The following is a 23,154-nucleotide window of genomic DNA, read 5'->3' as shown; positions in this document are numbered from 1 at the left end:
AAACGAAACGCCGGTGCGTCCTTCGGCAATATTGCTGGAGGACGGCTGGCAAGGTACTGGCCGGCCAGGCAGCTACCAAAGATGGCTGGTGGCGCGGCGGGCGCCCTCACCCAAGGCCTCCAGTTTCGCCAGGGCGATCTGCGGGTGGACACGGCCGCCGAGCCCGCAGTCGGTGGAGGCGATGACGTTTTCTCGGCCCACCAGGCCGGCGAAACGCACAATCCTGTCGGCGACGAGGTCCGGGTGTTCCACGACGTTGGTCGCGTGTGACACGACGCCGGGGATGATGACCTTGCCTTCGGGGAGTTTGGTATCTTCCCAGACCCGCCATTCGTGCTCGTGGCGGACGTTGGCGGCTTCGAAGGAGTAACCTCCTGCGTTGACCTGCAACACTGAACCGACAATGTCCGCGAACGGAATGTCTGTGGTGTGCGGGCCATGCCAGGAACCCCAGCAGACGTGGAGCCTTATCTGTTCCTGTGGCAGGTCGCGCAGGGCCCAGTTGGTGGCCTCGACGCGCAGCTGGATGAATTTGAGGTAGTCAGCCAACGACGGCTCGGGGTTGATCTGGTCCCAGCTTTCGGCAAGCGACGGGTCGTCCAGCTGGACTGTCAGGCCGGCGTCAATGATCGCTTTGTACTCCTCCCGCATGGCGTCCGCGCAGGCGTACAGCAGTTCCTCGTCCGACTTGTAGTACTCGTTGGCGACGCGGGCGCAGGAACCGGGCGACAGTGAAGCCACAAATCCGTCTGAGAGGCCTGCGGCCGCAAGCGCCGTCTTCAGGTTGGCGACGTCCGATGCCACCAGGTCCTGGCCTGTGTAGGTCAGCGGGCCTGCGATCTTGGGCTGGGTAACGCTTTTGCGGTGAGCCAGGATGCCGGAGGTGGGGTCGGTGTAGGCATCGTTGAACTTCAGCCGGTCGCGACGGTCGGGGAAGGACGTGAGCACAATGTTGCCTGGCGAGGAACGGTGAACTCCGGCGTCAGTCCAGCGGTCCACGTTGGTCGGCTCGAGGCCGCCAAGCCGTGAGAAGGAGTAGTTCCACCACGCGCCGTAGTCCACGGAATGCGCCATGGCGTGGCCGTATTCGCCGTCATTGGGAATGTCGATGCCCAGGTCCTTCTGCCGCTGGACAACGTCCACCACAGAGGATTCCAGGAGCTTCAGGAAGTCGGGCGTGACCCCTTTGGACTCCTTCGCTTGGTTGGCCGCGATCAGCTCCGGCGTGCGGGGCAAGGAACCGGCATGGGTCACGCGGATGTGGTCGGTGTTCAGGGGCATGGCTGGAACTTCCTTACTTCCGTCCGGGGACCGCGGGCAATCCGCCAACGCTTGTGTCAATTGTGTCGCCCATCTTCACCCCGCGAAACCCAGCGAGTGGACGAACTCCGCCATCGGCTAAACTTGGGTGGTAAGAGCCCCGGAACTCTTGCGTTGCAGGCCGCAGTGCGGACCTGGCAAAGCTGGTCCATTCGGGGCATTCTCATGAACGGCGCTGCACCAGGCCTGCCATTTCGGTGGACGGTCCGGCCGGCCCGAACGAATGGGGGAGGATCCCATGCCAGCAATCGTGATCGTAGGAGCCCAATGGGGCGACGAAGGAAAAGGCAAGGCCACTGACCTTCTGGGCGGCCGGGTGGACTATGTCGTCAAGCCGAACGGCGGCAACAACGCCGGGCACACCGTCGTCGTAGGCGGTGAGAAGTATGAGCTCAAGCTCCTTCCTGCCGGCATCCTCAGCCCCAATGCCGTCCCGATCATCGGCAACGGCTGCGTGGTGAACCTTGAGGCCCTGTTCCAGGAGATCGACGGGCTGCAGGCGCGCGGCGCCGACACGTCGAAACTCCGCGTTTCGGCCAACGCCCACCTCGTGGCCCCCTACCACCAAGTCCTGGACAAGGTCACCGAGCGTTTCCTCGGCAGCCGCGCCATTGGCACCACCGGCCGCGGCATCGGCCCGGCATACATGGACAAGGTGGCCCGCCTGGGCATCCGCGTCCAGGACGTGTTTGACGAATCCATCCTCCGCCAGAAGGTGGAAGGCTCCCTGCGCCAGAAGAACGACCTCCTGGTGAAGATCTACAACCGCCGCAACGTTGAGGTGGAGGAGATCGTAGAGTACTTCCTGTCCTTCGCCGAGCGGCTCCGTCCGCTGGTCATCGACAGCACCTTGGTCCTGAATAATGCCCTGGACGAGGGCAAGGTGGTCCTGATGGAAGGCGGCCAGGCAACGTTCCTGGACGTGGACCACGGCACCTACCCGTTCGTTACGTCATCCAACCCCACGGCTGGCGGTGCCTCCGTGGGCTCCGGCATCGGGCCCACCCGCATCACCCGCTCCATCGGCATCATCAAGGCGTACACAACGCGTGTCGGCGCCGGCCCGTTCCCCACGGAGCTCTTCGACGAGATGGGCATGTACCTGCAGAAGACCGGCGGTGAGTTCGGCGTCAACACCGGCCGTCCCCGCCGCTGTGGCTGGTACGACGCCGTCCTGGCCCGCCACGCCTCCCGCGTCAACGGCTTCACTGACTACTTCGTCACCAAACTGGACGTCCTCACCGGCATCGAGCAGATCCCGGTCTGCGTGGCTTATGACGTGGACGGCGTCCGCCACGACGAGATGCCCATGACGCAGACGGAATTCCACCACGCCGTACCCATCTTTGAGTACTTCGAAGGCTGGACCGAAGACATCACCGGGGCACGCACGCTGGCGGACCTGCCGGAGAACGCCCGCAACTACGTGCTGGCACTGGAAAAGCTCTCCGGCACGCGGTTCTCGGCCATTGGCGTGGGCCCGGACCGGGACCAGACCATCGTGGTCAACGACCTCATCAACGACTGACGTCCTGGAACGTACGACGGCGGCGGGGCACCTTTTGCGGGTGGCCCGCCGTTTCGTTTGTCTGCGCAATGGTCAGCCGCCTGCTGGACTGTAGACCTTCGCGCCCTTGGGGGAACCCACGGAACCGCGTCGGATCAGGCTCGCCGTCAGGGCCGGGCCCCCAGCGGCCGGTTTCCTGCCCTCAATTTGCCGGATCAACGCGTTTGCCGCCGCTTTCCCCATGTCGTAAACAGGCTGGGCAATGACGGTGAGCGGGGGAGTGGTGAGGCGGGTCCACGGGAAATCGTCATACATCAGGAGCGAAACATCCCCCGGGATGGAGAGGCCTGATTCCTGGATGGCCTCCACAACGCTCAGGGCGATAAGGCCGTCCGAGGCGATGATGGCTGTGGCCGCGTCGGGCCCTTGGAGCAGGTCCCGGGTGACCCTCCTGATGGATTCCTCATCGCCTGCGTTGAGCCGGACCAGGTCCACAGGCTGGGTAAGGCCCTTTTCTTCGAAGGCACGGCGGATGCCGTCCAGGCGGTCCGAGATTTGCGAGGAATCCAACAGCATTCCGGGCACGTAGGGCCCATCGGTCCTGACGGTCGAGACGAAGGCGATGCGGCGGTGCCCTGCCTCAATGAGGTACTTCGTGGACTCGAAGGATATTGCGGCCATGTCCACGGCGAAGGTTTCGGCGTCCAGGCCGTGGGCAGCGCGGTCCAGCAGAACCAGCGGCCGCCCGGAGTGCTGTACATGCTGCAAATGCTGGCTTTCCACCGACGATGCCGGCGCCACGATCAGGCCGTCCACGCGCTTGTCCAACAGCACCCGGACGGCCTCGACCTCCGCAGCCCTCTCCTCGTCGGTGTTGATCAGGATGACGTTGTAGCCACTCCTTTTGGCGGCGTCGGTGATGCCCCTCATAGCCAGGCCGAAGTGGGGGTTTTCGATATCACCCACCACCACCCCTATGGTGTTCGATTTGCCCGTGTTCATGCTCCGGGCGAGCTCGTTGGGGCGATAGGACAGCTCCTCCGCGGCGGCCAGGACCCGTTCGCGGACGTCATCACTGACAGCCCCGTAGTTGCCGAGCGCGCGGGCGGCCTGGGCCTTGGAGACGTTGGCGGCTTTGGCGACGTCCGCGACGGTGATGTCCCGGCGCCTGGAACCAGTGGTGCTCATGGAGGCCTTTCGGTAGGGGCTTGACGGCCCGTGTGGCTTGGGTTACATTTTTTACAACCCACTGTGAGTCCGGTCTCAATCGTAGCCGGTGAGACCGGACTCAGCAAGGGATTCACCCAAGGCCCCAGGCCCTATTTCTGATTGGACAAATGCTGTGACTAAAGGACTGAACTTCCGCCGCGGAGGGATCGTTGCCGCCGCCGTTGCGGCCCTCCTCGCACTCTCGGGCTGCGCCGGATCAACCCCGGCCGCCAGCTCAACCGCAGACAACCCCTACGGCCTCATTGAGCCCGGCACCATCCGGGTTGCCAGCCTGGGCGATTCAAAGCCGTACACCTTCGCCGATGCAAGCGGCAACTTCACCGGCTTCGACGTTGAGCTCTTCAAGGACGTGGCCCACCGCGCCGGGGTAGACAATGTGGTCTTCACCGGACAGGACTTCTCCGGCCTGCTCGCCGCAGTTGCCAACGGCCAGTTCGACGTCGGTGTGGCCGCTATTGGCATCACTGACAAGCGCAAGGAAACCGTTGATTTCTCCGACGGCTACCTCGCCGGCTACCTGACCGTCATCACCACCAAGGACTCCGGCATCACGGATGCCAATGGCCTGGCCGGCAAGCGGCTTGGCGTGGTGCAGGGCACCCTGCAGGAAGCCTACGCGGTGAAGAACTTCACCTCGGCCAGCCTGGTGCGTTTCCCGGACAACAACACCGCCATCGCCGCCGTGAACAGCGGGACCGTGGACGCCCACTTCCTGGACTACGAGGCCGCCAAGGCCTACCAGGAGCAGCACGGCCTGGTCAGCGCCGCTGACATTCCTTCATTCGATGCCCCTGCCGGGTTCGCCATCGCCAAGGACAAGCCAGCCTTCAAGGAGGCGCTGAACAAGGGACTCGCAGAAGCCATGGAGGACGGCACCTGGAAGAACCTTTACCAGAAGTGGTTCCCGGGATCCCCGATGCCCGAGCAGTACCTGCCCAAGGCAGAACAGACCGCTACTCCCGCCCCGGGCAAGTAGCCCAAACACGCTGGCCGGACTGGCCGGACTTCCGGTCCGGCCGAAACCCACCGGGCGGACCGTAGTTCACGGTCCGCCCGGGACTCACAAGCTAACTACGTCTGAGAGCAACCATGGACTGGCTTAACACCATCATCCGCACGTTTTTCGACTTCGGCGCAATGGCCGAAGTCCTGCCCCAACTCCTCGCAGTGGGACTACTCAACACGCTGATCATCTCCATCGCCGCCACCATCATCGGTTTGGTCCTCGGAATGATCGTCGCAGTCATGGGCATCTCGCCGTCCAGGTGGCTGCGGATTCCAGCCCGGATCTACACGGATCTCTTCCGCGGCCTGCCGGCCATCCTGACCATCCTGCTGATTGGCCAGGGCTTCGCACGCTTCAGCCAGTCAATCTTTGGCCCGTCGCCCTACCCCTTGGGAATCATTGCGCTGAGCCTGATCGCCAGCGCGTACATCGGCGAAATCTTCCGCGCCGGGATCCAGAGCGTGGACAAGGGACAGGGCGAGGCCTGCCGCGCACTGGGCATGAGCTACGCCAAGTCCATGGCCCTGGTGGTAGTTCCGCAGGGCATCCGGCGCGTCCTTCCCGCCCTGGTAAACCAGTTCATCGCGATCGTGAAGGATTCGTCCCTCGTCTACTTCCTGGGGCTGCTTGTCAGCGAACGTGAGCTCTTCCGCGTGGGCCAGGACGCCGCCGTTCTGTCCGGAAACCTCTCTCCGCTGGTCCTGGCCGGCATCTTCTACCTCGTGATTACGGTCCCGCTGACCCACCTGGTCAACTACTTCGACAACAGGTTCAGGACCGGCCGCCGCCGCCCTGCTGCCCCCAGCAGCGGCCTGAAGGAAGTCAAAGAACTCGACGCGGCTTCGCCGCTCATCACCGGGAGCAACACATGAGCCTCGCAAGCAACACCGCAAACCCCGCCGCATCCCAGAGCCACACCTTCCAGGGCTCCAGCCTGGAATTGAAGAACCTGACAATGGCCTACGGGGACATCGAAGTGCTCCGCAACGTCAGCCTCACCGTAGCCCCGGGCACCACAACGTGCATCATTGGGCCTTCGGGCTCCGGGAAGTCGACCCTGCTTCGTGGAGTCAACCGGCTGCATGAGCCAAAAAGCGGGGACGTGCTCCTGGCCGGGAAAAGCGCCCTCAAGGTAAAGCCGGACCTCCTGCGCGCCCGCATTGGCATGGTGTTCCAGCACTTCAACCTCTTCCCGGACCACACTGCCCTCGAAAATGTGGCCTTGGCCCTGTGGAGCGTCAAGGGAATGTCCAAGGCCGAGGCGAGGGAGCGCGCCCGGCGCAGCCTTGCCGAAGTTGGCCTGGCCGAGCGGGCCGACCACCGCCCCCGGGACCTCTCCGGAGGCCAGCAGCAGCGCGTCGCCATCGCACGGGCCCTGGCCATGGAACCTGAGGTGATGCTCTTCGACGAAGCAACCAGCGCACTGGACCCTGAGCTGGTCAAGGGCGTGCTGAATCTGATGGCCGGGCTCGGCAAGCGGGGGATGACCATGCTTGTAGTCACCCACGAGATGGGCTTCGCCCGCAAAGTGGCAGACCAGGTGGTCTTCATGGATGAAGGCGAAGTGGTGGAGTCCGGAACGCCTGGCGAGCTCTTCGACAACCCGCGCAGCGAACGGCTGCAGCGCTTCCTTTCGGAAGTGCTGTAGTGGGCGGGGTAACAGCGGCACCCATCCGGACCGCCGTCGTCGGCTTCGGGGTTTCGGGGAGGGTGTTCCACGCGCCACTCATTGCGGCCGATCCCGGCTACTCGCTCGACGCCATCGTGACTTCGGACCCGGAGCGTGCGGCTGAGGCGGCCCGGCTCTACCCCGGCACGCGGATCGTCCCCACCCCCGAGGCCCTGTTTGCGCTCGCTGCTGATCTGGACCTGGTCATCCTCGGCACTCCGCCACTCACCCACTTCGACCTCGCTGCAAGGGCAATTGCCCACGGACTGCACGTTGTGGTGGACAAGCCGTTCGTCACGACGTCCGGCCACGGTGAGGAGCTTCTGGCCAGGGCGTCCGACGCCCGTGTGCAGCTGACGGTCTTCCAGAACCGCCGGTGGGACGCCGATTTCCTGACCCTCCAGAAGCTTGTCAGGGAGGGTGCGCTCGGCGAAGTCCGTACCTTTGAATCACGCTTTGAATGGTGGAGGCCGGAAGGATTCGGAAACTGGCGCGACATCGCAGACCTGACCGAAGGCGGCGGCATCCTCCATGACCTCGGCGCGCACCTGATCGACCAGGCCATCCAGCTTTTTGGCCCCGTTGTGCAGAGCTATGGGGAGACAGCCAACCACGGACAGCCCGAGGGAGCCGACACAGAGGCCTTCGCCTCGCTGCTTCATGAGTCCGGGGTCCGTTCCCGGCTCTGGATGAACGGCATGGCAGCCCAGGTGGGTCCGCGTTTCCACGTCCTCGGATCGGAAGCCGGTTACACCAAGTGGGGACTGGACAGCCAGGAGCCCGCGCTTGCGGCCGGGCTCACGCCGTCGGATCCTGCGTACGGGCTTGACGCCCAGGATTCTTGGGGGGTCCTGGGAGTGGAAGAATCCACGGTGCCCGTCCCGGCGGAGAAGGGTGACTACCCGCGGTTCTACTCAGAACTCGCGGCCTCCCTCCGGGGCGACGGGCCGCTGCCCGTGCACCCGTCCGAGTCCCTCGAAACGCTCAAGATCATCGAAAGCATCCACGCCTTCGCGTAAGCCACGCGCTTTTCAAGACATCCAAGAACACGAAGAAAGGGAGAACCATGTCCTCCACCGCTACCAAGCACGTCGCCGTCATCGGAGGCGGCATCCTGGGCGTATCCACCGCTGTCCACCTGCTCCGCGAAGGCGCCTCCGTCACGCTGTTGACCGAGCAGGGCCTGGCCAGCGAGGCTACAGGCCGCTCACTGTCATGGCTCAACTCCGCCGGTGAACGGTCCACGCCGTACCACCAGCTGCGCGTCGCCGGCGTGGACCGGTACCGGACACTTTTCGCCACCGATCCCAGCCGGGAGTGGCTGCAGTTCGGGGGAGGCCTCATGTGGAACGCCGCCGGGCAGCGCGCCGTTACCGAGGCCCGCCACGCTTACGAGCAGTCCATTGGCTATGACTCCAAGTTGCTGGCCCCTGAAGAAATCGCATCGGTGACGCCGGGCGTTGACGCCAGCGCTGTTCCCGAGAACGCCATCTTCAACCCGGGCGAGGGATGGGTCAGCCTGCCGGACCTGGTGAACTTCCTGATGGAGGAATTCCATGCCCTGGGAGGTCAACTGGTCCTCAACGCGGGGAAGGTCTCCGTAACTGTCGACGGCGGCCGTGCCACCGGCGTCGAAACTGTCGCGGGCGACACCTACAAGGCTGACGCAGTGCTCGTGGCCTGCGGTGCCGCCACGCCGGCCGTGGTCAAGCCGCTGGGCGTAGAAATCCCCAACGGTTCACCGGTTTCCATGCTGGTCATCACCAAGCCTGTTGAGCACCAGGTGACTGCGGTGATGAACACGCCGCGTGCCGCCGTTCGTCCCAATCCGGGCAACACCTTGGCCCTGGACCACGACTGGTACGAGGACCGCATCACCGAACACGCGGACGGTTCCTTCAGCATTCCCGATGACGTTGTCCAGGAACTGGCCGACGAATCAGCCAAGCTGATCGCAGGCAACCCCGAACTCAAGCCCGCCTCCTGGAAGATCGGCTACAAGCCCATCCCCGGCGACGGCGAACCGGTCTTCGGCGAACTCGGCCAGGTGCCCGGCTGTTTCGTGGCCTTCACCCACTCCGGCGCTACCCTGGGCCTCATCGCCGGGGAACTGATCTCCGGTGAAATTCTGACCGGAAACAAGCACCCGATGTTGGCAACGTTCCGTCCGGGCCGATTCTCCTAACGTTCCAGTGTCAGGCAGGCGGGGCTATGACCGCGCCCGCCGACCCCTTAGAAGGTCAAAGTCGTCGACGGCGGCGGGTCCCAGGCTGGGTGGCCCGCCGCTTGGTTTTGATCGGTGTTGTCAGCAATTTACACAGGGTTAACCTGGCTTGTCTTGTGAGGTTAAAGCCGGTGCAGACAGAATCTAATGACACGTTGAACTGATCAAGAGATCGTTCGACCAAACCCGTGGGAGCCCGACGCACCGTATGCGTCCGGGCCTGCGGCGGCGAAGACGTTGCCTGGCCAGGACCCCACAGACCGGAAGGATTTGCCATGGCCGGGAAGTTTGAAGTCTATCTGGACTCGGATTCACTGTTCAGGTTCCGCCTCAAGGCGGCGGACGGCACTGTGATGGCTGTATCCGGAGCCTTTGAGGACAAGTCCGCTGTCGCCGCCGCGATTGCCGCCGTGCGTGAGTGCGCCGGGACCGGGCTGGTGACCGATCTTTGCCAGCCTCCCAGCGCCGCGCAACCGGCCGCCGCGGCGGCTCCCGCGAAAGTCCAGCCGAACTGTGATGACCAGCGCGTTCCCGCCTCCAGGGTGCACTCCTTCACCGCCCCACGCCGGCAGGTGGCTTCGGCGCGCCTGACCGGGGCCGCCTGACGGCCCGCGCCGGTCTTCCAAAGTTTTTTGTGCCAGGGCGTAACCCCTGGAGTGCCGCGGGCGATTACCCCTATGAAGCGCCGGGCTGGAACCTGTCCCCCATCATGTTCCAGCCCGGCTCTTTTGCGTCTGGCGGCGTCTGCGGAGGTCCGGCGGGCGGAAGTGCGGTGGCGCACGCGTGTGGCCGTGGCTTGGTTACTGAGGGGTAAAGTTAGTTCGGCAAGGGCTTTCCGCGTAAGCGGCCCTGGCCCTAGACTGAGCAAACAAAGTCCCCTCCACCGAAAGCCCAACGTCCGTGACCGATGCGCTGACTGACGATGTATTGCGGGCTGGAGCCGGCGATCCGGAGCTCTTCAGTCTTGTGTACCGAACTCACGCGCCACAGGTCCTGGGCTATCTCACAGCCCGCGGTGTTGAAGATCCGGAGGCTGTTATGCAGGACGTCTTCCTGGCGGTCCTTCCCAGGCTTGGGTCCGTCGTCGGCGGCATGCAGGGCCTGCGCACCTTTATCTTCTCGGTGGCCCATGCCCGGATGGTGGACGATCACCGCCGGCAAAGCCGCACCCCCGCAAAGCTCCCCTTCCACGCGGAGTTGGACCTGCGGGAGGAATCATCCGCTGAGGCCGAAGCCTTGGAAAGGGTCTCGCCGTCGGAAGTGCTGGGCCTCCTTCAGGGACTGTTGGATGAGCAGAGGGAAGTGCTGACCCTGCGCCTTATTGGTGGCCTGACAGTGGATCAGGTTGCGTCCGTCATGGGGAAGAGTCCCGGGGCCGTCAAGCAGCTCCAGCGGCGGGCATTGACCAGACTCCGCGAGGAAACCTTAGTGAAGGAATATGTGGCGCCATGACTTCCCCACCCAGCCCCCTGTTGGACACCGTGGACGAGATACTGCTCGACGCCGGCCAGGAGCAGGACGCCGAACTGCGTGCTGCACTCTTGTCGCTGGGAAGTCTCGCGTCCCTGCCGGCGCCGGCTCCCAACCCGGAGCTTGCCGCCCTGCTGGGCTTCCCGCCGGACCCGCCGTCGTGGCGTCGCAGGCTGCGCCGGCACCGCCCCGCCATTGTTGGCCTGGCCGTCGTTGCGGGGATGGGGCTTGGGGCGACAGGGGTCGCAGCCAGTGCCTACGGGCCTGCGGGGAAGGCCAGCGTCTTAGTCCAGCACCTGCTTGAAGAGTGGACCCCCTCGTGGAGCATGTCCGGGCTGCCCCCGGCCACCGGCCTCTTCTCGCAGCCGGAACCGCAATCCCGGCCGGAAACGGAGCCGGCAGGGGCGCCGGCGGGGCAGGAAGCCGCCGCGGATCCCGCTAGGCAGAACGTACGGCAAGGCGGCCCGCAACAGGAGCCTCCGGGTCAGGAAGTGCCGGCCCAGCCGTCGGTGCCGGAGAAAGACCGCGCGGGGACGGCAAAGGCAGGACCGGACGACGGCGGGGCTGACGCCCGGGATGCGTCCGGAGCCGCTGGGGCAGCCACAGAGTCAGCCGCTACGGCGTCCAAGGTCCCCTCCGGCCCGGGGACGCACCCGGACATCGCCCAGGAAGCTGCCCGGCAGGCGGTGGAGAAATCAGAGAAGCTGCTGTCCGCCGTCGTGCCAGAAAGCGCGGTGCCAAAAAGCGCGGTACCCGAAAGTGATATGTCCGAAGGCGCCGTGCCCGAAGGCGCCGTGCCCGGAGACGGCACCAAGTGGCTGAAGAAGTTGAGCCGCTAAGCCGTTCCCGCGAGAAAACTTGGCGCGAACGTACACTTGTGGCCCTCAAAACGACCATGGCCTATGCATTCCACGCAGGCACGCATGTCATTCATTTCTTCGGCACGAAGCTGTTGTGCCTGCGGCGTAGGCTTGGCTCATGGTCCACACCAACGATCCTGCAGTCATAGAGCGCCTTATGCGAAACAAAGGGCGGTGGGCCATTGTGGGCCTGACCGCCAACGAGTGGCGCGCGGCCTACGATACGTCGCTGTTTATCCGCGACGGGCTCGGCATGGAGATCATCCCCGTGAACCTGCCCGGCGATTCCGTGCATGGCGAGCCCGGCTACCGCAGCCTGCGTGACATTCCGCCGGAGAAGCAGCCCATCGACGTCGTTGACTGCTTTGTGAATTCGCAGAAAGTCGGCGCGGTGGTGGACCAGGCTATTGCCGTGGGCGCCAAGGCGGTATGGCTGCAGTTGGGGGTCATTGACGAAGCGGCGGCCGAACGCGCCAAGGCCGCCGGCCTGGATGTCGTGATGAACGTCTGCCCCGCCCAGCAGGCGTGGAAGTACAACCTCTGACCCCTGGTCCCTGGCGGGTCAGCCTTTCACCAGGTCCGGGTAGTGCCGCTCGGTCACGTCCGGGTGGGCGCGCATCCTGCCCTTGAGCATGTTCATACCGAACGACGCCAGCATCGGGTTGGACGGATCATCCGAGATTCCGCGCGCCTGTGCCCTCAGCTCCGGCGGGAGCGGAACGGGGTCAATCACCGCGTCCAGCCGCGGCGACCAGAAGAACGGCACAGAGTAGCGGTCGACGCCGGGTGGCGGCGCCTGCACGCGGTGGATCGTCGCAGCGAGGTATCCTTCCGTGGCGACTTCCAGCATTTCGCCAAGGTTCACCACCAGCGCGCCCGGGATGGGGTGCACCGGTGCCCATTCGGCGGCTCCGGGCGGCAAAACTTCCAGGCCGCCCACGCCGTCCTGCAGGAGGAGGGTGACAAACCCGTAGTCAGCGTGGGAGCCCACGCCCTGGTCCCCGGCTGCCTCCACGACGCCGCCCACATAATGCACCAGCTTGCCCATCCAGGCCGGGCTGCCAGCGAACGGATCGTCGAAATGGTCCTCCGGCAACTTGAGGGAAACGGCAATGGCGCGCAGCAGCTCCATGCCAACCTCGGACATCAGCCCGGCCCAGGCCATCGCGGCCGGTTCCAGCTCGGGCAAGGCCTCCGTGGGCCACATATTGTGGCCCTGAAGCAGCCAATAGGGCTGGTCCGCCGGGTAATCCGGGATGGGCTCGCGGTCCGGCGAATAGTCGATCTGCTCCCGGGCGTCCGCCCGTCCCTGGGTGATCTCTGTGCCCATCCGGGTATAGCCGCGAAAATGCGGTGAAAGCCGGTTGTCCAGCTTCATGCGTTCCTCAAGGGGGAGATCGAAGAAGCGTTGGATGAGCTGCAGCAGCTCCTCCGCCTGGCCTGGCGAGGCGCCATAGCCGGTGAGCTGGAAGAAGCCAACGTTGTGTGTGGCGTTCCGCAGCTCTTCAATGAATTCCGGACTAAAGGGACCGTAGGGCTGGCGTGCGGTACTCAGGTCCAGAACAGGTATGGTCGCCTGATCATGTGACATGCTCGCAGACTAGCACCGGCGGCAGCCGCTTTGTAGGCTCACTGGATGGACCCAGCTGAACTTCGTGAAATCTGCCTGTCGTTTCCCGGTGCCTACGAGGACTTTCCGTTCGGACCCGAAACCTCTGTGTTCAAAGTCCGGGCGCACGTAGCCGGCGGCGCCCGGCACGAGGCCAAGATGTTTGCGGCGTCCACGATGGACCCGCACGACTGGTCCGTGAGCCTGAAATGCGAGCCCGCCTTGGCCGAGCAACTGCGCGCCGCCCATCCGGAGATCACGGGCGCGTGGCATATGAACAAGACCCACTGGAACGGCGTGCGCCTGGACGGCGCCCTCCCGGACGCCATGGTCCGGGACATGGTGGAGGATTCGTACGATCTGGTGGTGGCGTCCCTGAACCGCAAGCAACAGGAGCAGCTGGGCTGGGCACGGCTCTCCGGGTCCCAGGGTGCGCCCGTTGACTGAAAAACGGCTGGCCGGCGGGGAACTCAACTACCCTGGCATTGGTTCCACGGAGTCTGGCCAGCCACCCGCGGGGTTCCCCTGCCTGGTGTCAAAGACGTACCTCGGTGAAGGCCATGCCGTCTACCGCAGGGTGGCGCAGGGAATCCTCAGCTGGGAGCTGCAGCGCCGGTCCGGCCTGCGCGTCCGGACCGAGTCCGGCGTCGTTATCCCCGGGGCACGTGTGGTGAGCGGGTTCGGCGTCGGGCCCTTCCGCATCAATGCCCCCTGCGAGGTGGTCTGGGTCCGGCAGCCGGAGGCGAAAGAGGGCCCGCAGTCGGCGGGGTTTGGCTACGGCACGTTGCCCGGGCACCCGGCGCGCGGTGAGGAGGCGTTCGAGGCGGAGATTGACGCCCAAGGACGGGTCTTTTTGAAGATCACGGCGTTCAGCAGGCACGCCAATTGGTTCTACAAGGCCGGCGGCCCGGTGGCCAGGGCGGCGCAGAGGCATGTCACTTCCCGATACATTGAAGGGGCACGCCAACTCGCCGCAGGTGAAAGCTGATCAGGAGAAGGTACATGCTGGACCAAGAGACCCTTGACCGACTATGGAAATTTGAGGATCCCGAACTGTCCGAGCAGCGCTTCAGGGACGCCCTTGCCGATCCGGGCTACGACGCCGACGAAAAGGCAGAACTAGCCACGCAGCTGGGGCGGGCTATCGGACTGCAGGGGCGCTATGAGGAAGCAGGTGCGCTACTGGACTCACTGGACGGGGAAGAGCCAACCGTCGGAGTACGCATCCTGTTGGAGCGCGGACGCGTCCTGAACTCCAGTGGCCATGCCGCCATGGCCGTGCCGCTGTTTGAGCAGGCCGCGGAGCTGGGCGACCATTTGGGTGAGGAGTACCTCGCCGTGGATGCGCTGCACATGCTCGCGATCGCCGACTCAGCGCATGCCGAGCTTTGGACCAGGAGCGCCCTCGAATATGCCTCCACGGCGCACGATCCGCACACCCGGCGCTGGATGGTGGCACTGCACAACAACCTGGGCTGGACCCTGCACGCCGCCGGCCGGTTCACCGAGGCGCTGGTGGAGTTCCAGTTGGCCGAACAGTGGGCGGAGCGGACCGGAACTGCGGCGGAGGAGCAGGACGCACGCGAAGCAATTCTTGCCTGTGAGCTTGCACTGGCAGAGGGCTGAAAACCGCCGCCACTTCGCCGCCGCCGGCTGGAACGGGATGGGAGAACCCAGTGGATACGATTACTGCATGTGGATCGGCTGGATTGAATTCGATATCCTCCTCGGCGACGTCCAGAGCCTGAAGGAGAAACGCTCCGTCATCAGGCCGCTGTTGGCCGAGCTCAAGCGTCGGTTCGACGTGTCCGTCGCGGAGGTTGGGGACCACGACCAGTACAGGCGCTCGCAGGTGGGCGCAGGCCTGGTGGCTGCGGACCGTGCGCATCTCGTGGAGGTGCTTGCCGCCGTCGAACGCTTTGTGGCCGCCCGGCCCGAGTTTGAGCTGCTCAGCGCACGGCAGAGGGAGCTCCACAGCGAAGACTGATTTCCCATCGGTTGCTCCGTAGGGGCCCTTTTGCGTGTCCAAAAGGGCCCCCACGGAGCAATCGATGGGGATTGTGGATAACTTCTGCCGCCGCGGCGGCGTTCTGGTCTGATGAATCCATGAAGACCCCGCGCCCGCTGCCCGAGGAACTGCAGGACCGTCCGTTCACCGTTGCCGACGCCGCGCATGCAGGAGTGTCGCGCAAGCGGCTCAGGCACCGCGCGCTGCATCGCCTTGGCAAGGGGATCCGGTCGGAAAGCCCGACGGCGGAGCTCCCCTTGGGCATCAGGGTGCGGCCTTTCATCGAGGTCAACGAGCGATGCGCCGCGTCGCACCTCACCGCGGCGGAACTCCTTGTGCTGCCGCGACGTCAGCAGAAGGGGACTCCGGATATGTACCATGTCATCAGGCCTGAGGGCTCGGCACACCTGAACCGGGCGCATGTCATTGTGCATCGGATGAAGCTTTATAGCGACGAGGTCACCACAGTTGACGGAATTCCCGTCACCACTCCTGAGCGGACTTGGCTGGACATGGCGGAAACGCTCACGGTGGATGAGCTTGTGGCTATGGGGGACAGCTGTGTGCGCGTGCCCAGGGCGGGCATTGAGGGCAGGGACATGCCGCTCTGCAGTTTGGCCGATCTTCAGCGAATGATCGACAGGCATAAGGGAAAGCGCGGGCTGCGCAGGGCCAAGGAAGCCATCAAACTCATCCGGGTGGGATCCGACTCGCCGCAGGAGACACTGTTGAGGCTGGCCATAGTGAGGGCGGGTCTGCCGGAACCGGAATTGAACGTGCCTATCATCGGCGACGACGGCTTGCGCCATCACGAGCCGGACCTGTCCTACCGGAAGTACCGGATCGGGATCGAGTATGAAGGCGAGCTGCATGGCGAAGAAGGGCAGATCGTCCGGGACATCACGCGTTCCGAGAACTATGAGGCGGTCGGTTGGGTCGAAGTCAGGATTTCCAAGCGGCACATGCTCAATGAAACCAAGCCTGCGGTCGCCAAGGTTCGCGCGGCTCTGGTCCAGGCAGGCTGGCGCCCGGGCCGTTAACCGTCGATTGCTCCGTAACCGCCGTTCTGAGGGTTCAAAAGGGCGGTTACGGAGCAATTGATCCACCGAGGGACCCGGTGGGTGGGGATTAGCCGAAGTACTTCGGCAGGGTTGCCTCGTGGGCTTCGCGGAGGGCGTCGAGTGACAGGGTGTCCACGCCGTTGATCTCCAGCTGGCCGCTGGCCGCGTCCACCACGCCGATCCGGACGTGGGCGAAGCCGCGGGCCGTGCACATGTCCTTGAACCGGACTTCCTCGGAGCGGGGCACGCCCACAATTGCGCGTCCCTGGGTCTCGGAGAACAGCGCCGTGAAGAGGTCCACGCCGTCCCGGTCCAGGACGTCCTGCAGGGCGATCCGGGCACCGACGCCGTAGCGCAGCGAGGACTCCACGAGGGCTGCCGCGAGGCCGCCTTCGGAGAGGTCGTGCGCGGAGTCCACCATGCCGTCGCGGGACGCATTGATCAGGATTTCACCCAGCGCGCGCTCCGCGGCAAGGTCAACCTTGGGCGGCTGTCCACCGAGGTGGCCCCGCAGGTTGGCCCACTCGGAACCGTCCAGCTCGGCCGCCGTCGTCCCCAGCAGGTAGATGGCCTGGCCATCCTCGCGCCAGCCCGACGGCGTGCGGCGGGCGACGTCGTCGAGCTTGCCCAGCACTGCCACCACGGGGGAGGGGTGGATGGGTGTGGTGCCCGTCTGGTTGTACAGCGACACGTTGCCGCCGGTGACCGGGATCCCCAGCACCATGCAGGCGTCGGAGAGGCCGCGGATGGCTTCGGCGAGCTGCCACATGACGTCCGGGTCCTCGGGGGAGCCGAAGTTCAGGCAGTCGCTGACGGCCATGGGCACGGCGCCGGAGGTGGCGACGTTGCGGTACGCCTCGGCCAGGGCGAGCTGAGCGCCGTGGTACGGATCGAGGTAGGTGTAGCGGCCGTTGGCGTCGGTGGCCAGGGCGACGCCCAGGCCGGTTTCCTCGTCAACGCGGACCACTCCGGCATCGTCCGGGAAAGCCAAGGCGGTGTTGCCGCCGACGTAGCGGTCGTACTGGTTGGTGATCCAGTCCTTGCTGCACATGTTGGGCGAGGAAATGAGCTCGGTGACGGCGGCTGCCAGTTCCGCGGGGGCGGAGGGGCGGCCGGCGTCCTGGACGGATCCGGTGAAGGAGTCGGCCTGGACGGCGTCCTGCCACTCGGGGCGGGCGTACGGGCGGTCGTAGACCGGCCCGTCGTGGGCCACCGTGCGCGGGTCCACGTCCACAATGACCTCGCCATCCCAGGTGATGATCAGGCGGCCGGTGTCAGTCACTTCGCCGAGCCAGGAGTACTCCACGGCCCACTTGTCCATGACAGCCTCGAAGGCGGCGATGTTCTCCGGAGTGACCACGGCCATCATGCGTTCCTGCGACTCCGACATCAGGATTTCGCCCGGGGTCAGGGTGGGGTCGCGCAGCAGGACGGAGGTCAGTTCAACTTCCATGCCGCCGTCGCCGTTGGATGCGAGCTCGGACGTGGCGCAGGAGATGCCTGCGGCGCCCAGGTCCTGGATTCCTTCAACGAGTGAACCCTTGAACAGCTCCAGGCAGCACTCGATGAGGACCTTCTCGGCGAAGGGGTCGCCCACCTGTACGGCGGGGCGCTTGGAGGGCTTCGTGTCGTCGAAGGACTCGGAGGCCAGTACTGAGGCGCCGCCGATGCCGTCGCCGCCGGTGCGGGCACCGAACAGCACCACCTTGTTGCCCTTGCCGGAGGCGTTGGCCAGGCGGATGTCCTCGTGGCGCATGACGCCCACGGCCAGTGCGTTGACCAGCGGGTTGCCCTGGTACACGGAGTCGAACACCATTTCGCCACCGATGTTGGGCAGGCCCAGGGAGTTTCCGTAGCCGCCGATGCCGGCAACGGCTCCGTGCATCACACGGGCGGTGTCCGGGTGGTCGATGGCGCCGAAGCGCAGAGGGTCCATCACGGCTACCGGGCGGGCGCCCATGGAGATGATGTCGCGGACAATGCCGCCGATGCCGGTGGCGGCACCCTGGTAGGGCTCCACGAAGGACGGTGAGTTGTGGGATTCGATCTTGAACGTTACGGCCCAGCCGTCGCCAAGGTTGGTGACACCGGCGTTTTCGCCGATGCCCACCAGCATGTCCTTCTTCATCTCCTCGGTCACCTTGTCGCCGAACTGGCGCAGGTGGTTCTTCGAGGATTTGTAGGAGCAGTGCTCACTCCACATGACCGAGTACATGGCCAGTTCGGCGCCGGTAGGGCGGCGGCCCAGGACCTTGACTACCTCGTCGAACTCGTTCTGCTTCAGGCCCAGCTCGGCCCAGGGGAGTTCGGTGTCCGGAGTCTTGGCCGCGTTTTCGACGGTGTCGATGTTGAACTTCTTGGTGGTTTCCGTGGTCACTTGCTGCCTCCCACAATCTTGTTCAATACCGAGGTGAAGAAGCCCAGGCCGTCGGTATCGGACCCGCCGATGCCGTCCAGGGACTCGGGGCCGAAGCCAACTTCCACTGCGTGCTCCGGGTGCGGCATGAGTCCCACCACGTTGCCGGCGGCGTTGGAGATGCCGGCGATGTCGCGGCGCGAGCCGTTCGGGTTGAAGCCCACGTAGCGGAACACCACGCGGCCCTCGGCTTCGAGCGCGTCCAGGACCTTCTCGTCAGCAATGTACTGACCGTCCTGGTTCTTCAGCGGCACAGTGATTTCCTGGCCGGCCTCGTAGTCCAGGGTCCAGGCGGTGTTGCTGTTCTCGACCCGCAGGACCTGGTCGCGGCACATGAACTTCAGGTGGTCGTTCTTGATCATTGACCCGGGCAGCAGGTGCGACTCGGTCAGGATCTGGAAGCCGTTGCAGATGCCCAGAACGGGAAGTCTGGCATCCGAGTTCGCGGCGTCGATGATCCTGGACATCAGCGGTGCGAAGCGGGCAATGGCGCCGGCACGGAGGTAGTCGCCGTAGGAGAATCCGCCGGGAATTACGACGGCGTCCACGTCGCCCAGGGCGGTGTCGGCGTGCCACAGGGGCACTGCGGTGCCGCCGGCAAGCCGGACGGCGCGGGCGGCGTCGCGGTCATCGAGGGTGCCGGGGAAAGTGACGACGCCGATCTTGGCACCCGCGAGGCTGCGGGCACCAGGAGCGTCGGCGGCGGCTGCCTCGCCGATCAGGGGAAGTTCAGTCATCTCAGGCCTCGACGACCTCGACGTTGACGACGTCTTCGATCACAGGGTTGGACAGCAGGGTCTCGGCTGCTTCGCGTGCCTGGGCGAGGATCGCGTCCGTCACCTCGCCGTCGACGGTCAGTTCAAATCGCTTGCCCTGCCGGACAGAGCTAAAGCCGGTGAAGCCCAAACGGGGGAGTGCACCCACGATGGCCTTCCCCTGCGGGTCCAGAATCTCGGGCTTGGGCATGACGTCAACAACGATCCGGGGCATCCGGCAACTCCTGTGCGTGAGCATTGGGTAAGGGCGCAGCGGAGTGGTGCCGTCTCACGCCGTTCCGCTGTGTTGAGTGGACATGTTTTTTGAACAGTGTCTTTGAACGGTGTGGACGGGCGCTCCGCGAGCTTGCTAGCCCATTCTACCGGGCGTAGGGCCGCACTCTGTATTCGGCTGAACGACGGCGGCTCTGGTCCTGCGCGCACACCGTCACTAGGATTGCTAAATGGCTGAGAAATCGAAATCCGTGCTGTTGCCCGTGGTTGCCGTTGCCGTTTTTGCGGGGCTGGGCCGCATGGTCCTGCAGAAGATCAAGGCCGACAGGGCAGCCAGGGAATCCCGCGTGGCGGGTCCAGTCGATGAAAAGACCCGGCAGTGGATCAGTGAAGTAGTCCGCACGCCACGGCAGTAGGCGGTACACGATCTGGCATCGCCCGCGGGCGGCTCCTCTTGGGGCCGCCTTTTCTGTGCCCCGGAACTTCTCCTGCACAAGACCCTTCCCTTAGCACCTTCCACACCCTACGGTGGTAGGACGTCGTATGTGGCAGGTGGAACCTATTGGAGGTTGCTTCCTGCCGCAGCCGACCATTCCCGCATCGCCGTTTACGCGGCGCAGTGAAAAGGACAGTCAATTTGCGACTCATGAACAAACGCACCAGGCATCGATCCATAAGACGGACAGCAGGCGCGGGCATCGTTGCCCTCACCTTGCTGTCAAGCCCCGGGATGGCCGCCCAGGCGGCCCCCATCCCTTCGAACAGCCCGACGGCGGCTCCCGGCTCCTTCGCGGAGGTAAACCTCGCCGCCGACCGAACGGCCAGCAACTTCTTCTACCGGATCCCGGCCCTGACCTACCTCGGGAACGGGGTTGTGCTGGCGGCGTGGGACGGCCGCCCGGGCAGTGCGGCCGACGCGCCGAACCCCAACTCGATCGTGCAGCGGCGCAGCACCGATGGTGGACAGACCTGGGGACCTGTGCAGGTCATCGCTGCCGGCCACCCGGGCGACGCGGCGGGCCCGAAGTACGGTTACAGCGACCCGTCCTACATCCACGACGCCGAAGCCGGCAAGGTCTTCGCGTTCTTTGTGTACTCCAAGGACCAAGGCTTTGGCGGCAGCCAGTTCGGCAACGACGACGCTGACCGCACCGTGATCTCCTCGGCTGTCATCGAGTCCACGGACGGCGGCCTCACCTGGAGCCAGCCACGGCTCATCACGAACGTCACCAAGCCCGGCACGAGCAAGACCAACCCGGCTGCCGGTGACGTACGCTCCAACTTCGCGTCCTCCGGCGAAGGTATCCAGCTCCGGTACGGTCCCCACGCAGGACGCCTGATCCAGCAATATGCGGGTGACGTGCGCCAGGCCGATGGCAGCAACAAGCTCCAGGCCTACAGCGTCTACTCCGATGACCACGGCGCCACCTGGCAAAAGGGTGCCAATGTCGGTGACCGGATGGACGAGAACAAAACCGTTGAGCTCTCCGACGGCCGTGTCCTCCTGAACTCCCGCGACAACGCCAACCAGGGCTACCGCAAGGTGGCGATCTCCTCGGACGGCGGGGCTACCTATGGCCCGGTCACGCAGGACACCGAACTGCCCGACCCTGCCAACAACGGCGCCATTGCCAGGATGTTCCCCAATGCGGCGCAGGGTTCAGCCGAAGCCAGGAAGCTCATCTTCACCAACGCAAACTCCAAGACCGGCCGCGAAAACGTCTCCGCCCGGGTCTCCTGCGACGACGGCGCCACGTGGCCGGGCGTACGCACCATCCGCTCCGGCTTCTCCGCCTACTCCACCGTGACCCGCCTGGAAGACGGCAAATTCGGGGTGCTCTACGAGGGCAACTACGCGGACAACATGCCCTTCGCGACGTTCGACGACGCCTGGCTGAACTACGTCTGCGCCCCGCTGTCCGTCCCCGCCGTCACCACGGCACCCGGCGCCACGAAGCAAGTCGCGGTGACTGTCACCAACCAGGAAGCGACCACGCTTTCAGGCTCAAACGCCACTGTCTATGCCCCGGGCGGCTGGTCCGCCGCCACGGTGCCTGTTCCCGACCTTGACCCCGGTGCCTCGGCGACGGTCAACGTAGCGTTGACCGCGCCCGCGAATGCCAGCGGCCCGCAAAGCCTCAATGCCGCGTTCACGACGGCGGATGGCCGGGTTTCGCAGTTTACCTTCACCGCTACTGTGCCGGTGGCCCCGCAGGTCGGGCTGGCGATCACGGGGAGTGCGCCCGTACGGGATGTAATCACCAACCCGTACCGCGTCGGTGAAGTCCTGGGCTACTCATTCAATGTGAAGAGCACGGCGAACGTCACGGCCAACGCAGTGCCGGTTTCCGGGACCTTCGATTCCGGCTTCCTCCCGCCGTCGGCGCCGAACTGCCGGTTCAACAACCTGGCCGCCGGTGCCGGCTACAACTGCACTACCGCCAAGCACGTCATGACGGCGGGGGACGTCGAGCGCGGCTATTTTGTGCCCGAGGCAAGCTTCAGCATCACGTCCAGCGCGACGCCGTCGCTCACCAAAACGGTTGCTTTCACCGGCGCTGCGGTGGCCTTGCGCGATGGGCTCGTTGGCGCCGACATCAGCGGAAGGCGTGCCGACGTGGGGCGTAACCTGGCCACGCAGCCGTACGCGGCAGGTGAGCTCGTCCCGTACACCTTCAGCGTCAGCAACACGAGCCCGCTCGTGGAAAAGGTAGTTCCGACCGCCGGTAACTTCAGCCCGTTCGTCCCGGAAGGCCCCGGCAACTGCCGCTACCTCACACTCCCAGCTGGCCAGGGCTATCAGTGCACTACGCCGCGCCACACGGTGACCGCCGAAGAAGCTGAGCAGGGCTTTTTTGTCCCGACCACCACTTGGGAAGTCAGCGCGGCAGGCCAGAGCACCAAGGGCTACCAGGTGGACGGAGGCGAAGTGGATCTCGCAGTCCGCGAACCGAAGCTGGAGGCCACGGTTGCTGCGGAATGGGAAGACGCCGACGGCGACCGGTTCGCCAGCGTGGGTGATCCCGTGACGTACACCTACACCGTGGGCAACGCAGGCAACGTGGCGCTGACCGGGCTGGACGCATCGGACGGCGGAATCACGGAATCAGCGCTGGCCGTTGGCGGCACCGCGATGGCCGCCCGCGTTCATTTACTGACAGCGGCTGACGTCGCTGCGGGGAGCCTGGGAGCGGTCTCGTTCGAGGCAACGGCAGCCAACGGATCCAAGGTAGTCAGCACTTCAGTGATTGGCGGTCAGCTGGAGCTGACAGTCCAGCCGGCCCAGCCGGAGAGCGAGCCCGCTCTGGCAGTCCAGGACTTTGAAGGCCAAACGGCTCCCTTTGACCTGGGCACTGCGGACAAATACCGAAATGGCCAGAAGGTAACCCTGAACGGGCTGGAGTACGGCCGGTGGTACTACGTGTATCTCAACAAGCTGGGCTATCGGGTGGGATGGGTCTTCCCCACCACAGCAAACACGGTGGAGTTCATCCTCCCGTCCGATGTGCAGAACGGCCGCGACGACGTAGTGGTCATGGACAAAGACGGCCGGCAAGTCTCCTTCGACCGGCTTCAGGTCACCCCCAAGGGTGGGAGAGGCTGACAGTCACTAAATGACACTGATGCAGCGGCCCGGCGGTCTCCGTCGGGCCGCTGGCATGACAAGCGAATTGACAGTTTTAGAAAAATGATTGGCGTCTTATGTCATATTCATCTATCAGTCTGTACTGTTTGAATCGGCTGGACTCCCCGGGTTACAAGATCTGTAATAACGGTTGTCGTCT

The 23,154-nt window shown here is 64.9% G+C and carries 23 protein-coding genes; 17 read left to right on the top strand and 6 right to left on the bottom strand.

What is annotated here, in order from left to right:
- Window positions 1-72 precede the first annotated feature (72 nt).
- Complete coding sequence (locus tag AU175_RS07870; protein WP_066287236.1) at window positions 73-1,281, bottom strand: cobalamin-independent methionine synthase II family protein; 1,209 nt, start codon at window positions 1,279-1,281, stop codon at window positions 73-75.
- 277 nt (window positions 1,282-1,558) lie between these two features.
- Between AU175_RS07870 and AU175_RS07865 the strand changes: the two genes are divergently transcribed.
- Window positions 1,559-2,848, top strand: a complete 1,290-nt coding sequence (locus AU175_RS07865; protein WP_066287234.1) for an adenylosuccinate synthase — start codon at window positions 1,559-1,561, stop codon at window positions 2,846-2,848.
- A 72-nt stretch (window positions 2,849-2,920) separates the two neighbouring features.
- Here the strand turns inward: AU175_RS07865 and AU175_RS07860 are convergent, their stop codons facing one another.
- A complete protein-coding gene (locus tag AU175_RS07860; RefSeq protein ID WP_066287232.1) occupies window positions 2,921-4,015 on the bottom strand; it encodes a LacI family DNA-binding transcriptional regulator in 1,095 nt (364 codons plus the stop codon).
- 154 nt (window positions 4,016-4,169) lie between these two features.
- On the opposite strand from AU175_RS07860, the gene AU175_RS07855 reads away from it, so the two are divergent.
- From AU175_RS07855 to AU175_RS07815, 9 genes are all read left to right on the top strand, one after another.
- Window positions 4,170-5,033, top strand: a complete 864-nt coding sequence (locus AU175_RS07855; protein WP_197497062.1) for an ABC transporter substrate-binding protein — start codon at window positions 4,170-4,172, stop codon at window positions 5,031-5,033.
- A gap of 113 nt (window positions 5,034-5,146) precedes the next feature.
- Window positions 5,147-5,935 carry an amino acid ABC transporter permease gene (locus tag AU175_RS07850; protein ID WP_066287230.1) on the top strand — a complete coding sequence of 263 codons (789 nt, stop codon included), beginning with the start codon at window positions 5,147-5,149 and terminating at the stop codon, window positions 5,933-5,935.
- Window positions 5,932-6,711: an amino acid ABC transporter ATP-binding protein gene (locus AU175_RS07845; protein ID WP_066287227.1), complete on the top strand. Its 780-nt coding sequence runs from the start codon at window positions 5,932-5,934 to the stop codon at window positions 6,709-6,711. The genes AU175_RS07850 and AU175_RS07845 overlap by 4 nt, the downstream gene beginning before the upstream one ends.
- Window positions 6,711-7,751: a Gfo/Idh/MocA family protein gene (locus tag AU175_RS07840; RefSeq protein WP_066287225.1), complete on the top strand. Its 1,041-nt coding sequence runs from the start codon at window positions 6,711-6,713 to the stop codon at window positions 7,749-7,751. The genes AU175_RS07845 and AU175_RS07840 overlap by 1 nt, the downstream gene beginning before the upstream one ends.
- 47 nt (window positions 7,752-7,798) lie before the next feature.
- Window positions 7,799-8,917: an NAD(P)/FAD-dependent oxidoreductase gene (locus AU175_RS07835; RefSeq protein ID WP_066287224.1), complete on the top strand. Its 1,119-nt coding sequence runs from the start codon at window positions 7,799-7,801 to the stop codon at window positions 8,915-8,917.
- Between the two features lie 314 nt (window positions 8,918-9,231).
- A complete protein-coding gene (locus AU175_RS07830; RefSeq protein ID WP_066287222.1) occupies window positions 9,232-9,561 on the top strand; it encodes a YegP family protein in 330 nt (109 codons plus the stop codon).
- Window positions 9,562-9,856: 295 nt separating this feature from the next.
- Window positions 9,857-10,408, top strand: coding sequence for an RNA polymerase sigma factor (locus tag AU175_RS07825; RefSeq protein WP_066287220.1), 552 nt, complete (start codon window positions 9,857-9,859; stop codon window positions 10,406-10,408).
- Complete coding sequence (locus AU175_RS07820) at window positions 10,405-11,265, top strand: hypothetical protein (RefSeq protein WP_066287219.1); 861 nt, start codon at window positions 10,405-10,407, stop codon at window positions 11,263-11,265. The genes AU175_RS07825 and AU175_RS07820 overlap by 4 nt, the downstream gene beginning before the upstream one ends.
- A 139-nt stretch (window positions 11,266-11,404) precedes the next feature.
- Complete coding sequence (locus tag AU175_RS07815) at window positions 11,405-11,830, top strand: CoA-binding protein (protein WP_066287217.1); 426 nt, start codon at window positions 11,405-11,407, stop codon at window positions 11,828-11,830.
- Window positions 11,831-11,848: 18 nt separating this feature from the next.
- Here the strand turns inward: AU175_RS07815 and AU175_RS07810 are convergent, their stop codons facing one another.
- The gene (locus AU175_RS07810; RefSeq protein ID WP_066287215.1) at window positions 11,849-12,877 is read right to left on the bottom strand and encodes an isopenicillin N synthase family dioxygenase; all 1,029 of its coding nucleotides are present in this window, start codon (window positions 12,875-12,877) and stop codon (window positions 11,849-11,851) included.
- 45 nt (window positions 12,878-12,922) lie between these two features.
- On the opposite strand from AU175_RS07810, the gene AU175_RS07805 reads away from it, so the two are divergent.
- From AU175_RS07805 to AU175_RS07785, 5 genes are all read left to right on the top strand, one after another.
- Window positions 12,923-13,342: an MmcQ/YjbR family DNA-binding protein gene (locus AU175_RS07805; RefSeq protein WP_066287213.1), complete on the top strand. Its 420-nt coding sequence runs from the start codon at window positions 12,923-12,925 to the stop codon at window positions 13,340-13,342.
- Window positions 13,335-13,883 carry a DUF1990 family protein gene (locus AU175_RS07800; protein WP_066290779.1) on the top strand — a complete coding sequence of 183 codons (549 nt, stop codon included), beginning with the start codon at window positions 13,335-13,337 and terminating at the stop codon, window positions 13,881-13,883. The genes AU175_RS07805 and AU175_RS07800 overlap by 8 nt, the downstream gene beginning before the upstream one ends.
- 14 nt (window positions 13,884-13,897) lie before the next feature.
- Window positions 13,898-14,521 carry a hypothetical protein gene (locus AU175_RS07795; RefSeq protein WP_066287211.1) on the top strand — a complete coding sequence of 208 codons (624 nt, stop codon included), beginning with the start codon at window positions 13,898-13,900 and terminating at the stop codon, window positions 14,519-14,521.
- 67 nt (window positions 14,522-14,588) lie between these two features.
- Window positions 14,589-14,882 carry a DUF503 domain-containing protein gene (locus AU175_RS07790; RefSeq protein WP_066290777.1) on the top strand — a complete coding sequence of 98 codons (294 nt, stop codon included), beginning with the start codon at window positions 14,589-14,591 and terminating at the stop codon, window positions 14,880-14,882.
- A 119-nt stretch (window positions 14,883-15,001) separates the two neighbouring features.
- Window positions 15,002-15,943 carry a hypothetical protein gene (locus AU175_RS07785; RefSeq protein ID WP_066287209.1) on the top strand — a complete coding sequence of 314 codons (942 nt, stop codon included), beginning with the start codon at window positions 15,002-15,004 and terminating at the stop codon, window positions 15,941-15,943.
- 88 nt (window positions 15,944-16,031) lie between these two features.
- On the opposite strand, the gene purL is transcribed toward AU175_RS07785, so the two are convergent.
- Genes purL through purS form a run of 3 tightly spaced genes read right to left on the bottom strand, consistent with a single transcriptional unit; the run spans window position 16,032 to window position 19,370 of the window.
- Window positions 16,032-18,341, bottom strand: coding sequence for a phosphoribosylformylglycinamidine synthase subunit PurL (gene purL, locus AU175_RS07780; RefSeq protein ID WP_066287207.1), 2,310 nt, complete (start codon window positions 18,339-18,341; stop codon window positions 16,032-16,034).
- Window positions 18,338-19,117 (bottom strand): phosphoribosylformylglycinamidine synthase subunit PurQ, encoded by a 780-nt coding sequence (gene purQ, locus AU175_RS07775; RefSeq protein ID WP_066287205.1) that lies wholly within the window; start codon window positions 19,115-19,117, stop codon window positions 18,338-18,340. Before purQ ends, purL begins: the two co-directional genes overlap by 4 nt.
- Before the next feature lies 1 nt (window position 19,118).
- Complete coding sequence (gene purS, locus AU175_RS07770) at window positions 19,119-19,370, bottom strand: phosphoribosylformylglycinamidine synthase subunit PurS (protein ID WP_066287204.1); 252 nt, start codon at window positions 19,368-19,370, stop codon at window positions 19,119-19,121.
- A 229-nt stretch (window positions 19,371-19,599) separates the two neighbouring features.
- On the opposite strand from purS, the gene AU175_RS07765 reads away from it, so the two are divergent.
- Together AU175_RS07765 and AU175_RS07760 are read left to right on the top strand one after the other, a co-directional pair.
- Window positions 19,600-19,785 carry a hypothetical protein gene (locus AU175_RS07765; RefSeq protein WP_066287203.1) on the top strand — a complete coding sequence of 62 codons (186 nt, stop codon included), beginning with the start codon at window positions 19,600-19,602 and terminating at the stop codon, window positions 19,783-19,785.
- 230 nt (window positions 19,786-20,015) lie between these two features.
- Entirely contained in the window at window positions 20,016-22,973 is a 2,958-nt protein-coding gene (locus AU175_RS07760; RefSeq protein WP_066287202.1) for an exo-alpha-sialidase, read from the top strand.
- Window positions 22,974-23,154 lie beyond the last annotated feature (181 nt).

This window comes from Arthrobacter sp. B6 (assembly GCF_001663775.1).
Classification (GTDB): Bacteria; Actinomycetota; Actinomycetes; order Actinomycetales; family Micrococcaceae; genus Arthrobacter.
Note: the sequence above shows the minus strand (reverse complement) of the source record. Positions and strands in the feature narration are given on the sequence as shown.

Bases quoted from the DNA above. Each gene is read 5' to 3' on its own strand.
- AU175_RS07765 (WP_066287203.1), top strand. From the start codon at position 19,600: ATGGCTGAGAAATCGAAATCCGTGCTGTTGCCCGTGGTTGCCGTTGCC.
- AU175_RS07835 (WP_066287224.1), top strand. From the start codon at position 7,799: ATGTCCTCCACCGCTACCAAGCACGTCGCCGTCATCGGAGGCGGCATC.
- AU175_RS07845 (WP_066287227.1), top strand. From the start codon at position 5,932: ATGAGCCTCGCAAGCAACACCGCAAACCCCGCCGCATCCCAGAGCCAC.
- AU175_RS07790 (WP_066290777.1), top strand. From the start codon at position 14,589: ATGTGGATCGGCTGGATTGAATTCGATATCCTCCTCGGCGACGTCCAG.
- AU175_RS07830 (WP_066287222.1), top strand. From the start codon at position 9,232: ATGGCCGGGAAGTTTGAAGTCTATCTGGACTCGGATTCACTGTTCAGG.
- AU175_RS07815 (WP_066287217.1), top strand. From the start codon at position 11,405: ATGGTCCACACCAACGATCCTGCAGTCATAGAGCGCCTTATGCGAAAC.
- AU175_RS07870 (WP_066287236.1), bottom strand. From the start codon at position 1,281: ATGCCCCTGAACACCGACCACATCCGCGTGACCCATGCCGGTTCCTTG.
- purQ (WP_066287205.1), bottom strand. From the start codon at position 19,117: ATGACTGAACTTCCCCTGATCGGCGAGGCAGCCGCCGCCGACGCTCCT.
- purS (WP_066287204.1), bottom strand. From the start codon at position 19,370: ATGCCCCGGATCGTTGTTGACGTCATGCCCAAGCCCGAGATTCTGGAC.
- AU175_RS07865 (WP_066287234.1), top strand. From the start codon at position 1,559: ATGCCAGCAATCGTGATCGTAGGAGCCCAATGGGGCGACGAAGGAAAA.
- AU175_RS07810 (WP_066287215.1), bottom strand. From the start codon at position 12,877: ATGTCACATGATCAGGCGACCATACCTGTTCTGGACCTGAGTACCGCA.
- AU175_RS07820 (WP_066287219.1), top strand. From the start codon at position 10,405: ATGACTTCCCCACCCAGCCCCCTGTTGGACACCGTGGACGAGATACTG.
- AU175_RS07850 (WP_066287230.1), top strand. From the start codon at position 5,147: ATGGACTGGCTTAACACCATCATCCGCACGTTTTTCGACTTCGGCGCA.
- AU175_RS07760 (WP_066287202.1), top strand. From the start codon at position 20,016: ATGAACAAACGCACCAGGCATCGATCCATAAGACGGACAGCAGGCGCG.
- AU175_RS07795 (WP_066287211.1), top strand. From the start codon at position 13,898: ATGCTGGACCAAGAGACCCTTGACCGACTATGGAAATTTGAGGATCCC.
- AU175_RS07860 (WP_066287232.1), bottom strand. From the start codon at position 4,015: ATGAGCACCACTGGTTCCAGGCGCCGGGACATCACCGTCGCGGACGTC.
- AU175_RS07805 (WP_066287213.1), top strand. From the start codon at position 12,923: ATGGACCCAGCTGAACTTCGTGAAATCTGCCTGTCGTTTCCCGGTGCC.
- AU175_RS07785 (WP_066287209.1), top strand. From the start codon at position 15,002: ATGAAGACCCCGCGCCCGCTGCCCGAGGAACTGCAGGACCGTCCGTTC.